The organism is Cytobacillus sp. FSL M8-0252 (assembly GCF_038007345.1).
Classification (GTDB): domain Bacteria; phylum Bacillota; class Bacilli; order Bacillales; family Cytobacillaceae; genus Cytobacillus; species Cytobacillus kochii.
Genome location: NZ_JBBOWZ010000001.1, coordinates 946,350 through 959,346 on the forward strand (window position 1 = coordinate 946,350; position 12,997 = coordinate 959,346).

The 12,997-nt window shown below is 36.7% G+C and carries 11 protein-coding genes; 7 read left to right on the forward strand and 4 right to left on the reverse strand.

Annotated elements, in window-relative coordinates; genetic code table 11:
- Nucleotides 1-12: 12 nt before the first annotated feature.
- Nucleotides 13-1,361 (reverse strand): IS3 family transposase gene (locus MKX83_RS04950; protein WP_224935613.1). Its coding sequence is split into 2 segments (ribosomal slippage): nucleotides 13-917 and nucleotides 917-1,361, totalling 1,350 coding nucleotides; the frame shifts between segments, so codons are not numbered across the junction.
- A 228-nt stretch (nucleotides 1,362-1,589) separates the two neighbouring features.
- Nucleotides 1,590-2,810 carry a serine/threonine transporter SstT gene (gene sstT / locus MKX83_RS04955; RefSeq protein WP_095370447.1) on the reverse strand — a complete coding sequence of 407 codons (1,221 nt, stop codon included), beginning with the start codon at nucleotides 2,808-2,810 and terminating at the stop codon, nucleotides 1,590-1,592.
- Nucleotides 2,811-3,532: 722 nt separating this feature from the next.
- Here sstT and codB point away from each other — a divergent pair.
- Both codB and MKX83_RS04965 read left to right on the forward strand, forming a co-directional pair.
- Nucleotides 3,533-4,810, forward strand: coding sequence for a cytosine permease (codB, locus tag MKX83_RS04960; RefSeq protein ID WP_307319080.1), 1,278 nt, complete (start codon nucleotides 3,533-3,535; stop codon nucleotides 4,808-4,810).
- Entirely contained in the window at nucleotides 4,779-6,050 is a 1,272-nt protein-coding gene (locus MKX83_RS04965) for a cytosine deaminase (protein WP_307319077.1), read from the forward strand. The genes codB and MKX83_RS04965 overlap by 32 nt, the downstream gene beginning before the upstream one ends.
- Before the next feature lie 232 nt (nucleotides 6,051-6,282).
- Here the strand turns inward: MKX83_RS04965 and MKX83_RS04970 are convergent, their stop codons facing one another.
- Nucleotides 6,283-7,167 carry a LysR family transcriptional regulator gene (locus MKX83_RS04970; protein WP_307319074.1) on the reverse strand — a complete coding sequence of 295 codons (885 nt, stop codon included), beginning with the start codon at nucleotides 7,165-7,167 and terminating at the stop codon, nucleotides 6,283-6,285.
- 131 nt (nucleotides 7,168-7,298) lie between these two features.
- Between MKX83_RS04970 and MKX83_RS04975 the strand changes: the two genes are divergently transcribed.
- Entirely contained in the window at nucleotides 7,299-7,964 is a 666-nt protein-coding gene (locus tag MKX83_RS04975; RefSeq protein ID WP_307319072.1) for a YczE/YyaS/YitT family protein, read from the forward strand.
- A gap of 147 nt (nucleotides 7,965-8,111) precedes the next feature.
- Here MKX83_RS04975 and MKX83_RS04980 read toward each other — a convergent pair whose 3' ends face one another.
- Complete coding sequence (locus MKX83_RS04980) at nucleotides 8,112-8,453, reverse strand: DUF3870 domain-containing protein (RefSeq protein WP_307319069.1); 342 nt, start codon at nucleotides 8,451-8,453, stop codon at nucleotides 8,112-8,114.
- A 326-nt stretch (nucleotides 8,454-8,779) separates the two neighbouring features.
- Here MKX83_RS04980 and MKX83_RS04985 point away from each other — a divergent pair, with 326 nt between their 5' ends.
- From MKX83_RS04985 to MKX83_RS05000, 4 genes are read left to right on the forward strand one after another with little or no spacing between them, the layout of a single operon-like run.
- The gene (locus MKX83_RS04985; RefSeq protein WP_307319067.1) at nucleotides 8,780-9,718 is read left to right on the forward strand and encodes a 3-hydroxyacyl-CoA dehydrogenase NAD-binding domain-containing protein; all 939 of its coding nucleotides are present in this window, start codon (nucleotides 8,780-8,782) and stop codon (nucleotides 9,716-9,718) included.
- Nucleotides 9,719-11,050, forward strand: coding sequence for a short-chain fatty acid transporter (locus tag MKX83_RS04990; protein ID WP_341054428.1), 1,332 nt, complete (start codon nucleotides 9,719-9,721; stop codon nucleotides 11,048-11,050).
- Between the two features lie 15 nt (nucleotides 11,051-11,065).
- On the forward strand, nucleotides 11,066-11,743 hold the full coding sequence (locus MKX83_RS04995) for a cyclase family protein (RefSeq protein WP_307319065.1): 678 nt from the start codon (nucleotides 11,066-11,068) through the stop codon (nucleotides 11,741-11,743).
- Nucleotides 11,744-11,764: 21 nt separating this feature from the next.
- Complete coding sequence (locus tag MKX83_RS05000) at nucleotides 11,765-12,835, forward strand: zinc-dependent alcohol dehydrogenase (protein ID WP_341054431.1); 1,071 nt, start codon at nucleotides 11,765-11,767, stop codon at nucleotides 12,833-12,835.
- The last annotated feature ends 162 nt before the right edge of the window (nucleotides 12,836-12,997 follow it).

The following is a 12,997-nucleotide window of genomic DNA, read 5'->3' on the forward strand; positions in this document are numbered from 1 at the left end:
GACACAGTTATTTCATGAGGCAACTTGTTCAAAATGAGTTCGGTATTGTACCGGACTCATTTTCAATTTTCCCTTTAACCGTTTCCTATTATAGTATTCTATATATTTTTCTAATTCTAGTTTAAAGTGGTTCACACTTTCAAATTCCTTAAAATAAAGCAATTCTGACTTCAGTATCCCAAAGAAGTTTTCCATTACAGAGTTATCGTAACAGTTACCTTTACGTGACATACTCTGTTTAACCCCTTTTGCTTGAAGCAAGTTGCGATATTGGTTCATTTGATAATGCCATCCTTGGTCGGAATGCATGAGTAATTGATGCCTTTCTGGTAAGGATTCTAATGCTTTTTCTAACATGTCCGAAACTAATGAATACGTTGGTCGAGAACCGATGGTATACGTAATAATTTCACCATTAAATAAATCTAATACAGGCGATAGATATAGCTTTTCACCAAATAGCTTGAATTCTGTAATATCTGTTACCCATTTTTCATTCGGTGCGTCCGCACTAAATTGACGGTCTAAATGATTTGGCGCTATTTTACCGACTGTGCCTTTATAAGATTTATACCTTTTCATCCGCACTAGGCATCTTAAACCCAGCTCTTTCATGATTCGTTGAACCTTCTTATGATTTACTTTTTTCCCACGATTCACTAGCTCATCCCGAATACGACGGTAACCGTAACGACCTTCATGTTCTTCATAAATGGCTTGGATTTCTCCTTTTATATCGGTGTCTGGATCAAGTCGATTCATTCGTTTTACTAAATTATAATAGGTGCTGCGTGGAATGCCAGCGAGTTTTACGAGTGACTTCACCGAATACTTATGCCTTAACTCATAGACTACTTGTGCTTTGTCTTGTTTGGTGATTTTTCCTTGTTTTGAACTAAGGCATTCAACTTTTTTAAATACTCATTTTCCATTTCCAGTTGTTTTATTCGATTTTCTAGTGCTTCAAAAGAACGGTCAGTAGAACTTTGTTTATTTGAATCTTTTTTCATGGATAGACGCCCCTGTTCCTGTGACTGAAGGGCATCTATCCCTTGTGTTTCAAACTTTCTTTTCCATACAGCTAGAGTGGAATGCGCTGGGATATTAAAAATAGCTGCCGTTTCACATAGAGAAGTACCATTTTCAGTCATATATTGTAGTACTTCTAGTTTAAACATTTGTGTATAACTTGTACAACGTTTCACCAATGCCTCTGCACCATTGTAGTTGTATTGTCTTACCCATTTAACAATCGATTTGTGATCTATTCCAATAGATTCTCCAATTTCTCTGTAACTTTCTTTTCCGCTTAAATAGCGAGTCACGGCTTGTAGCTTCATTTCCGCAGTAAATTTGGACAAAAAAACTGCACCTCCAATAGTTGTAGATAGTGTCTAACAATTGGGGTGCAGTTCATGCCTGCGGGGTCTCAGCTTTCCCTCTATTTCCCGCAGGAGTCGAGTGTCTTCCGCTTCATTTCACTATTCTTATTCATATAAGGATTCAAATCACAGAAAAAAACCGAATGATTAGATGTTAATCATTCGGATAAATCATTAGCTATATACTTATGTCCCAACCTCTATGCTTTATGCCACGTGATTTTGTTTGCGTTTTTTTGCCTTTTCTGCAGTCGCAGTAAACAATACATCAGAAGATGAGTTCAATGCGGTTTCACAAGAGTCTTGTAGAACTCCAATAATGAATCCAACTGCAACGACTTGCATGGCTACATCATTAGAAATCCCGAACAAGCTAGCTGCTAGAGGAATTAATAATAGAGAGCCCCCAGCGACACCTGATGCACCGGCAGCAGATACAGCAGATAGGACACTTAAAATAATGGCTGTCCAAAGATCTACTTCAATACCTAGAGTATGGGCAGCGGCTAGTGTTAATACGGAGATAGTCACAGCAGCTCCTGCCATATTAATTGTAGCACCTAGTGGGATAGAGATAGAATAAGTATCTTCATCTAAATCCATCTTTTTACAAAGATTTAAGTTTACAGGGATATTAGCAGCAGAGCTTCTAGTGAAGAATGCAGTAATCGCACTTTCTCTTAATGTTTGTAAAACCATTGGATAAGGGTTTTCTCTTGTGAAAATGAAAACGATCAATGGGTTAACTACAAGTGCAATAAAGAACATACAGCCAAGCAACAAGATTAAAAGCTGTCCATATTCTGTTAATGCGGAAAGGCCATTAGAAGCAATCGCATCAAAAACAAGACCTAAAATACCGATTGGTGCTAACTCAATTACCCATTTAACAATAGTAGTAATCGCGTCTGAGATGTTTGCTAATGCCGTTTTGGTTGTATCTGCAGCAATTGATTTTAAAACAATACCTAATACAATTGCCCAAGCTAAAATACCAATATAATTCGCATTCATCAATGCGTTAACTGGATTATCTACTATATTAAATAATAATGTTTGTAATACTTCTACAATCCCGCCAGGTGGTGTTACATCATCTGCTCCCGTTTGGAGTGTAAGGCTTACAGGGAAAATGAAGCTAGCAATTACGGCGATGACACCAGCTGAAAATGTTCCTATTGCATATAGAAAGATAATCATTTTCATATTCGTTTGTTGACCTGTTTTATGACTAGCAATGGCGTTTATAACTAGAAATAAGACTAAAATTGGTGCAACAGCTTTTAAAGCACCGACAAATAGAGAACCAAATATAGAAATCCAACTAGCTTGTGGAACAACTAAAGCTAATATAATACCAATAATCAGACCAGCTAGAATACGCTTTACTAAACTAATTTCGCTCCATTTACGTATGAAGTTTTTCATGATGCTCCTCCAAATTCAAATTTAATATATTAATATAATGTACAGTTGTCGCGTCCACGTGGACAATATCTTTCAATAAGTGTATCACGAATTGTTCATTAACGGAATAAGAAATTATTTCGAAATATTCATTTTTGATAGATGATTTTCCTTCAAAGAGTCTATGTGCTGCTCTTTCTTTAATAGATATAAAATAAAAATAGTAAATGATGGCATTCGCAAGATATGTTACTTCCCGTTCGCTAGTTTGAGATTTTTTGTGATCGTTTTACATAATGATTAATTGTCTTCCTTCCTTTTTATTACATATTTAATATATTTATAAAGCAGCGACGAAGGTATTTGAATTTACCTAGGTTTATAAAAACGTAAGTTCCTGCTTTATTATTTTTCATTTTGATTATATAGATATTTCACAGGTAAATACCATTGAATGGAATGTTATTGTAAAATATTTCATATATTAAATACTATTGACTGCAGCTTGATTATCTGCAATAATAAACTCAATTAAATACTGGTACCTTTAATTCAGTCCAGAGAGGCTGGCAAGGGCAGCGGATATCATTATTTCTGTAGTGATATAGTATTTTCTAGAGAGAAATACTATATATAATCATATACAGATAATGAAATTAGGGGCTAATTGTCAGATCTAACTGATGATTAGTCTCTTTTTTTTCTGCTTTTTGGTATCAGAAAACTGATGGAGGGATTTACAAATGAGTAAAATCGATCAAGAGTTTTCGTGGCAAGCGGTGCCAAAATCGCAGAGAAATAATTTCTGGAAGACATTATTTGTTATGTTAGGGTTCACGTTTTTCTCAGCAAGCATGTTAGCAGGAGGAGAGCTTGGTATAGGACTCAGCTTTAGTGAGTTTATTATCATCGTCCTCTTAGGGAATTTACTATTAGGCATATATACAGGTGCTCTTGCACATATTGCTGCCAAGACAGGATTGTCCACACATCTTTTAGCTAAATATGCTTTTGGAGAGAAAGGGTCGTATTTACCTTCCTTTTTACTAGGATTTACGCAAGTCGGTTGGTTTGGTGTTGGTGTGGCTATGTTTGCTGTTCCTGTAGCAACAGCGCTAGATTGGAATGTGTATGCACTTATCTTTGGTTTCGGTATTGCGATGACAATCACTTCTCTCTACGGGATGAAGTCATTGGTTATTTTAGGGTTTATTGCAGTACCAGCAATCACACTCTTGGGTGGTTATTCAGTTATAGAAGGAATTTCAGCTTTTGGTGGCTTAGAAGGCTTAATGGATTATACACCTGCGCAAACGATGACAGTTGCTGCAGCATTGTCCATCTGCATAGGGTCATTTATAAGCGGCGGAACATTGACACCTGACTTTGCAAGGTTTGCTAGGACTTCTAAGCAAGCCGTAACAGCGACGGTCATCGCCTTTTTCTTAGGAAATTCACTTATGTTTTTATTTGGTGCAGTCGGTGCGATGGCATATGGTTTAGCTGATATATCTGAAGTCATGTTTTTACAGGGATTGATGATTCCAGCTGTACTTGTATTAGGACTTAACATCTGGACAACGAATGATAACGCCTTATATGCATCGGGGCTTGGTTTTGCCAATATTACGAAGATTTCCAAGAAAGTATTTGTTGTCGTAAATGGTTTGGTTGGTACCATCTTTGCTATGTGGATGTACAATAACTTCGTTGGTTTCTTAAATATCCTAAGTGCTGCCGTACCATCTATCGGTGCGATTATCATAGCCGATTACTTCTTCATTAAACGTAGAAACTATGAAGGATTTGAGCAAGCGAAATTTAAAGTCATTAATTGGGTGGCCATGGGAGCATGGGCACTAGGGGTTACTTTTGCTCAAATTATGCCGGGCATCACACCTCTTAATGCACTGTTTGGCACAGCAATCATTTATATCGTTTTAACCTTCATTGTAGCAAAAATATCAAAATCTAAGGAGATGACAACTAATGATCATACAGAACGCGAAATTACGGGGTAAAGAAGGGCTATGGCAATTAATTATTAAAGATGGTGTTTTTCACGAGATTACACAAAAAACAATTGAAGTTCCAGATGGTGAACAAGTAATTGATGTTGATGGGGCGCTCACTTTACCTCCATTTATTGAACCTCATATTCATCTGGATACAACTTTAACAGCAGGTGAGCCAGAATGGAATAGAAGTGGTACTTTATTTGAGGGAATCCAAAGATGGTCAGAGCGGAAAGCATTTTTAACTCCAGAAGATGTTAAAACAAGGGCGACGCAAGCGCTAAAATGGCAAATTGCCCAAGGGATTCAGCATGTTCGCACACATGTCGATACCACAGATACAACCTTAACAGCTGTTAAAGCTTTATTGGAAGTAAAGGAAGAAATGAAAGACTATGTTAATATCCAGCTTGTTGCTTTCCCGCAAGAAGGGATTTTATCGTATCCAAGTGGGGCAGAGCTGATGGAAGAAGCGTTGAAAATGGGTGTCGATGTCGTTGGTGGTATTCCACACTTTGAATTTACAAGAGAATATGGCGTAGAGTCGATGAAGATTGCTTTTGACCTTGCCGAAAAATACAATCGTTTAATTGATATTCATTGTGATGAAATAGATGATGAACAGTCACGTTTTGTTGAGGTTGTTGCTAAAGAGGCGTATGAGCGGGGTTTAGGAACACGAACAACAGCAAGTCATACGACAGCGATGGGTTCTTATAATGATGCTTACACATATAAGCTATTCCGCTTACTGAAGATGTCTAACATTAATTTTGTTTCAAACCCATTAGTCAACATTCATTTGCAAGGAAGATTTGATACGTATCCAAAAAGAAGGGGATTGACTAGGGTAAAAGAAATCCAAGAAGCTGGACTTAATATTTGCTTTGGTCATGATGATATTTTTGACCCTTGGTATCCTCTAGGAACAGGAAATATGTTACAAGTACTTCATATGGGTATTCACGCTTCACAGTTGCTAGGTTATGAACAAATTGTCAATTCAATCGATTTGATTACGAAAAATAGTGCAAAGACATTACAAATCGAGGATGAATATGGTATTGAGAAAGGTAAACCGGCGAATTTTATTATCCTTGAAGCAGAAAATGAATATGAGGCCGTTAGGAAACAAGCGACAATCCTTTATTCTATTCGCGGAGGTAAAGTGATAGCTGAAACGAAGCCACAAGTAACCAATATTACATTTGGAGATCATGTTGAGCAAGTTAATTTTAAAAAATGAATTTCAAGATAATGACCACAGAGAAAATCTGTGGTTTTTTCTATAAGAATTTTTGAATGAAGCACACAAAATTATTTATCGGCAAAAGGAAGAGGAGTGGTTTTAGTAAAAGGGTATGAATAATATCTAGTTTTTAGATGTTTAACCCTTCTATTATTAACTACTAAGACCATTCCACAACCTCAGCCAGTATTCTGTTGGATCCACCGCAGGTAGAGCGGCTGATAGTGCTTTAACTTTCCCCGTCAATCATTTCCCAAAAGTGCCAAGAGGCTTTGGACATTTGTTTCTCTTTGAGGCGCAAAATAACAGGTTCCATTTGATATTCATAAGATTGTATTGCTCGAACTTCAATATTTTCAAACAGTTGAGGAGAATTGTCCATTTGCGGAATCATTGATATCCCAAGACCTTTACTGACAAGTTGGATGGCCATCATCACATCTTTACATTCAATAATGATATTTGGAGTTATATTTCTTTCTTCAAAGGACTTAAGAATATTTTCAGTGAAAGTCAAACCCTCTAGTGCTCCTAACAAGATGAAAGGAAAGGAAACCATTTCTTCAAAAGTTGTTCTTTCAGGAGACAGTTGATCTGCCCATTCACTTGGAATAATTGCTATACAAGATCGTTTGTTCAAACTTTTTATTTTGTATTGCTCATTATTCATTGGTCTTAATAGAAAAGCCATATCGATTTCTCTTTGGTCGAGTCTTTTCAATAATTCCTCGGTATTACCGTTTAAAATACTGACCTTGACATTAGGAAATTCCTTCCGATACAAGCTGATATAATCAAGCAGCAGATTTGAGCAAGAAGAAGATACCCCGATTCGGACAGTCCCAGCATCTCCTCGTTCGATTTCTTGTATTTGTTCTTCTACAACTTGCATTTCCATTAACATTTGTGTGGCATATTTGTACAAAATGATTCCTGTCTCTGTTAACTCCCATTTTTCCCGGTAACGATGAATTAAGGTAGAACCTAAGTCGGTTTCTAGCTTCTTTAAAACTTGGCTCAAAGGGGGTTGCGCCATATGCAGAACTTTTGCTGCTTTAGAAATACTGCCTTGATCGACGATTGTTTTATAATATTGAAGCTGTCTGATATCCATAATTTCTCCCCTTTCATCATATGTAATTTGATATAACTAGTTTATCATATATATATTTTTTATATATTTGTTCTGATGATAAAATGAGTAAGTGAAACATTGAACAAATTTAGAATCGGGTGAAACAAATTATGGCTAAACGACTAGTTCTTTATGTACTAGGCTTATTTTTTTTATCACTAGGCGTTAGTTTTTCTATTCAAGCGGATTTAGGAGTTTCACCAGTATCATCATTACCTTATGCGTTAAGTTTAAGTACTGGTATGAAAATCGGTATGATGACTGTCGCTGCGAATATTCTATTCATTATTGTTGGAAGCATTTTGACTAAATCTTTTATCGTAAAAGAGGTTGTTGGTCAACTGATTATTTCGTTCTTATTCGGTGGATTTATGGATTTAACTTTGCTTTTAGTTCAAATTTTTCCAGCACCACAAACAATTGGGATGAAAATTATCTTTTTGCTTATTAGTTTATTTGTAGTGGCAGTAGGCCTGTTAGGTTATTTTAATGCTAAGTTACCACTTATGCCTTATGATGCCTTAACCTATGCCATCAGTGCGCGTTTTAAGATGATTTTTAGTAAGGCGAAAATTACAAGTGATTTATTGAATGTCTGTGTCGCCGGTGCTGTTTGCCTCATCTTTGTCCATTCACTAGGAGCTATCGGGGTTGGCACAGTTATAGCCGCTTATTTTATTGGTAAGATCCTTGGTTGGATGACAAAATTATACGAAGTACCGTTAAAAGAATGGTTGTGGGCAAAGCCACAAGAGGAATTAAGTAAGATCAACTAAGGGGTAATATAAAATAATTCATTATAACCAGTGAGGGATGGGGATGCCTTGCTGGTTATTTTTTAGTTAAGAAAGATATTTTGTTGTTTACGATAATCTAGTTGGAGGAGAATAAAAGCCAAACCGGCAATATAACCGGTTTGGCTTTTATTCTCCCTCTTCCAATTGCTTTAATTTCTCATGATATCTTTTATGGGCTCCTTTTAAGGCAACAATTACTGCTGTGGTGGATGGTGCGAAATAGTGCTTTTCTATCCGGTTGATAAGGCCTTGAAGGTCGGTACTCATGTCAAATCCAATCATTAATCTCTTAAAGAAATCTTGCGTCAGGCCAGTTATAAAGGTAAATTCTGCGTTGATAATCTTATGGTTAGTAGAATTGATTTCGAGAACAATACCTGCGTGTTTGTATACTTCATACATCGCTGTTCCTTGTGGAGCTTTGGCATAAGCAGTAACAAGTACGGAGCTAAGTTCATTTTGTGCCATGATAGTGGCTCCCTTCTATTTCGGTTTACTAAACAGTTCTATTTTATCATATAACTTCAAAGGTTTTTAGAATTGAAAATTTTCCATTGACTATCTAAATCTTTTAAAATATGATAATACTATCAAAATGATTTGAATATATTATTCTTTCTGAAGAAAAGCGTCTTCTTAACGATGAAATTCACCTTTCATAACACTTAAGGATACCTAGCTTTTTCAAGGAGATAAGAGTCGAGTAATTTTCTTATTTTCCTGGGATAGCTAGGTTTTTTGTTTTTGTTAAATTAAGGTAATTCGTATAAATGCTGGAGGGGGGAGTTATTAGAGTGACTAAAAGAATCGCTGTTATTGGTGGAGGAACAATGGGGATCGGGATTGCCCAATTGTTTTCTACAAATGGGTATCAAGTTACGTTAGTGGATGTGAATAAAGAAGCATTATATTTAGCAAAAGAGAGAATGGAATATCAACTTTCTACTCTTCTTTCCAATTCAGATGATGTTAAAAGTGTGTTGGCATCTGTCTCTATGACTGTTGAAATGAGTGAAGTGAAAACAGCTGAGTTCATTATTGAAGCAGTTCCGGAAAAACGAGACCTGAAACAACAGGTGCTACAGGAAATAGAGAGGTTTTGTGCGGAGGAGACGATCATTGCAACAAACACTTCTGGGTTGTCTATTGATAGCTTAGCTGAAAGCCTAACCTATCCACAAAGGATGATGGGTACACATTTTTTCATGCCAGCTCATGTCATTCCACTCGTTGAAGTGGTAAAAGCAAAAGCAACATCGGAAGCAGTTGCAGACAAAGTGATGTCACTATTAAAAGAGGTTGGCAAAAGGCCAGTACTGATTAAAAAAGACATCCCAGGATTTATTGCCAATCGCATTCAACATGCAATGGCAAGAGAGGCCATTTCACTATTAGCTTCAGGTGTCGCTTCAGCAGAAGACATTGACACAGTTATTCGTTATAGTTTAGCGCCTCGGTTATTATTTAGCGGACCGCTTGAACAACGAGATTTAAATGGACTAGATGTTCATTTTCATATTGCTTCATACTTATATCCAGATCTCGAAAATCGGACAGATCCTGATCCATTTTTTGTGAAAAAGGTAGAAGCAGGAGAACTAGGTATAAAAAGTGGGAAAGGTTTTTATAATTGGCAAGATAGAAATGTACAAGCAATTGTAGAAGAGAAGAATAACGCAATTTTGCAAATAATGAAAGCGCTTAAAGATAGAGACAACAAGGAGGGGAACTAGATGGAAAAAATGACAAACTTTTTCACAAATTTAATGAGGAAGTATTTACCTGATGCATTTGTATTTGCTATTGGATTAACGATTTTAACAATGATTCTAGCCATGTTGATTGAGGGACAAACACCAAAAGAACTTGTGCTAGCATGGGGAAATGGGTTTTGGGATTTATTAGCGTTTACGACACAAATGGCTGTTATTTTAGCTATGGGTTATGTTTTAGCAACTGCACCACTAACGGATAGGTTATTAAATAAAATTGCGGCTAAAGTAAAAACACCTAAGGGTGCAATTATAGTGGCCACTTTAGTTGGGTCGATTGGTAGCTATCTAAACTGGGGATTTGGGTTAGTTATTGGAGGAATTATCGCTCGTAAATTAGCAATGAATGTAAAGGGTGTGCATTATCCCTTAATTATTGCAGCTGCATATAGCGGTTTTACCTTTTATGGTTTAGGTTTATCAGCTAGTATTCCTGTGCTCATTTCTACACCAGGTCATCCAATGGAAGCAGCAATGGGCATAATCGGTTTAAGTGAAACCATTTTCTCTTTACCAATGGTAATAACAACGGTTGTCTTATTAATTACTTTGCCACTTGTGAATGCTGCTCTTCACCCAAAGAATAAAGAGAATGTAAGAGAGATAAATCCTGCATTATATGAAGAGAAAAAAGAAGCATCAGTGAATATATTAGGCGATGATACTTTTGCCTCAAAGATTAATAATAGCCGATTACTTAATTATGCTATTGGTATCATTGGTTTAGTTTATATCCTTTTCTATTTCATCGATGGTAACACAATGAATCTTAATATTATTAACTTTATTATCCTTTTCTTAGGAATTATTCTTCTAGGGACACCTGCGAAATATACGCAAAGCTTAAATAGTGGAATTGGTACAATATCAGGAATCATTCTACAATTTCCGTTTTATGCAGGAATCATGGCGATTATGGCATCATCGGGTCTAGTTGATACAATTGCTGCTATATTTGTTAATTTTTCAACTGCTGAAAGTTTACCATTCTGGGGAATTATTAGTTCTTTCTTTATTAATTTCTTTGCTCCATCTGGCGGCGGTCACTGGGTTGTTCAAGGACCATTTATGATTGATGCGGCGAAGGAGTTAGGTGCAAGTCTTAGCCAAACATCTATGTCTGTTATGCTTGGTAATGCATGGAATGATGTGATTCAACCTTTCTGGATTTTACCAGCGCTCGCTTTATCGAAACTAAAGCTTAAAGATATAATGGGTTATTTAGTAATGATTATGTTTTATGTAGGAATTATTTATATTGCAGCTTGTTTAATATGGGGTTACTTACTATAAAAGGAGGAGCTAATAATGAAAGTAGTCGATTTATCTGTTGTTTTATACGACGGTCTGGTATCTTTCCCGTCTCACCCAAAGGTGGTATTTATGGATCATGTTACACATGATTTTTCAAAACCGCGATATCAAGCGCCGTGTGAAGGGTATGCGAGTAAAACGATAATCATGTCAGATCATAGTGGCACACATATGGATGCTCCCTATCATTTCTTTAAAGATGGTTGGACAATTGAGCAAATCCCTGTGGAGGCAACAATGGGGAATGCAGTGTTGGTAGATGTTTCTCAAAAGAGTGCAAATGAGCCTGTAACAAGAGATTTGGTTGAAGAGGTTGTTCGTCGTGACAATCTTAAAGTGAAGAAGGATGATATCGTTTTATTTCGCTGCTGGCCAGGAGAATGGAATGCTGCAGGTTTTCATGACTGCTTATCATTAGATCCTTCTGTCGCTAGTTGGGTAGTGGAACAAAAAGTAAAAGCGATTGGTCTTGATCTTCCTAATGCTGATATTAATACAAATATGCAACGTAATGTTCATATGGAGTTACTTGGCCGAAATATCATGATTTTTGAGAATGTAGTAAATCTAGAGAAGTTAACAAAGAAACATTTTTATTTTATGGGAACGCCACTAAACCTAAAAGGAATGACGGGCTCACCAATAAGAGCTTTAGCGATAGAAGAATGGTAAAAGAAAGGAGGAGAGCTTTTTATGAAAGCAGTAGTAAAAACTAATAGATCACGAGGTATTGAAATAAAAGATGTAGAATTGCCTACTTTAAAAGAGAATGATGTACTAGTACAAGTGCTAGCTGCCAGTATTTGTGGAAGTGACCTTCATATGCACGAAGGGATGAATGCGTATGAATGGGTATCTACCCCTGTCACACTAGGACATGAATTTGCTGGAGTGGTAGTGGAAGTGGGTCATAAGAATCACGCTCATTTGATTGGAAAAGATGTAGTCATTAATCCGTATATTCCTTGTGGTCATTGTGAGAATTGTTTGAAAGGGCAAACGAATCTATGTGACCATGGCAAAGGTTCCATGAGTAAAGTGCCGGCAGAATCATTACGATACGGTTTTAGAGAAAATGGTGGAATGGCAGAGTATGCTTCTATCGATTATCGGAATGTACTCCCGCTTCCCGAGGAAGTTACTATTGAAGTGGCAGGTATGCTAGAAGCAATTGGAATTGGTGTGCGCGCAATTGAAAGGGCGAACATTCTGCCGGGTGAAACAGCAGTTGTTATTGGACCTGGACCCATTGGATTATCAATGGTTGCCTCCCTATCAAACTATGGATTTAAACAATTGATTGTCACTGGATTAACAAAGGACAAAGGCCGTTTGGCATTAGCATTAGAGCTAGGTGCTACTGATATAGTGTATGTTGATGATGAAAACTTATTAGAGGCAATTGCTCATAAGACGAACGGAAATGGCGTAGATCATGTTTTTGAAACGAGTGGGTTTAATGGTTCGCTGACAGATGCTGTGAGAATATGCAAAAAAGGTGGGGAAGTCTTACTTATTGGGATTAGCCCGCAAGAAAGTACCATAGCTACTAGTGAAATTGTACGTGGTGAGATTGATATAAAAGGAATATACGGAGTGACAGAACAAACGATGAAGCGTGCGATTGCCATGGCAGCATCAGGAAAGTATCCATATGAAAAACTTATTACACATACGTATGCTTTGAAAGAGGCAGAAGCAGGATTTAATGCAGGCATAAGAAAAGAAGCGGTAAAGGTAATATTAAAGCCATCAGGAGAATGAGCTTATATAAGATGGCAAATGCAAACGAACAATCTCTAAACTTGGGTTGTTCGTTTTTTTTTTTTGAGTTAGTGATTATTTCATTAGGAATTTTCGGTAAAATCTTACGCTATCAATAAAATATAGGTTGTATCATTTTATCGTCTTATTTCGTATGGTTAT

Bases quoted from the DNA above. Each gene is read 5' to 3' on its own strand.
- MKX83_RS04965 (WP_307319077.1), top strand. From the start codon at position 4,779: ATGATCATACAGAACGCGAAATTACGGGGTAAAGAAGGGCTATGGCAA.
- sstT (WP_095370447.1), bottom strand. From the start codon at position 2,810: ATGAAAAACTTCATACGTAAATGGAGCGAAATTAGTTTAGTAAAGCGT.
- MKX83_RS04995 (WP_307319065.1), top strand. From the start codon at position 11,066: ATGAAAGTAGTCGATTTATCTGTTGTTTTATACGACGGTCTGGTATCT.
- MKX83_RS05000 (WP_341054431.1), top strand. From the start codon at position 11,765: ATGAAAGCAGTAGTAAAAACTAATAGATCACGAGGTATTGAAATAAAA.
- MKX83_RS04980 (WP_307319069.1), bottom strand. From the start codon at position 8,453: ATGGCACAAAATGAACTTAGCTCCGTACTTGTTACTGCTTATGCCAAA.
- codB (WP_307319080.1), top strand. From the start codon at position 3,533: ATGAGTAAAATCGATCAAGAGTTTTCGTGGCAAGCGGTGCCAAAATCG.
- MKX83_RS04975 (WP_307319072.1), top strand. From the start codon at position 7,299: ATGGCTAAACGACTAGTTCTTTATGTACTAGGCTTATTTTTTTTATCA.
- MKX83_RS04990 (WP_341054428.1), top strand. From the start codon at position 9,719: ATGGAAAAAATGACAAACTTTTTCACAAATTTAATGAGGAAGTATTTA.
- MKX83_RS04970 (WP_307319074.1), bottom strand. From the start codon at position 7,167: ATGGATATCAGACAGCTTCAATATTATAAAACAATCGTCGATCAAGGC.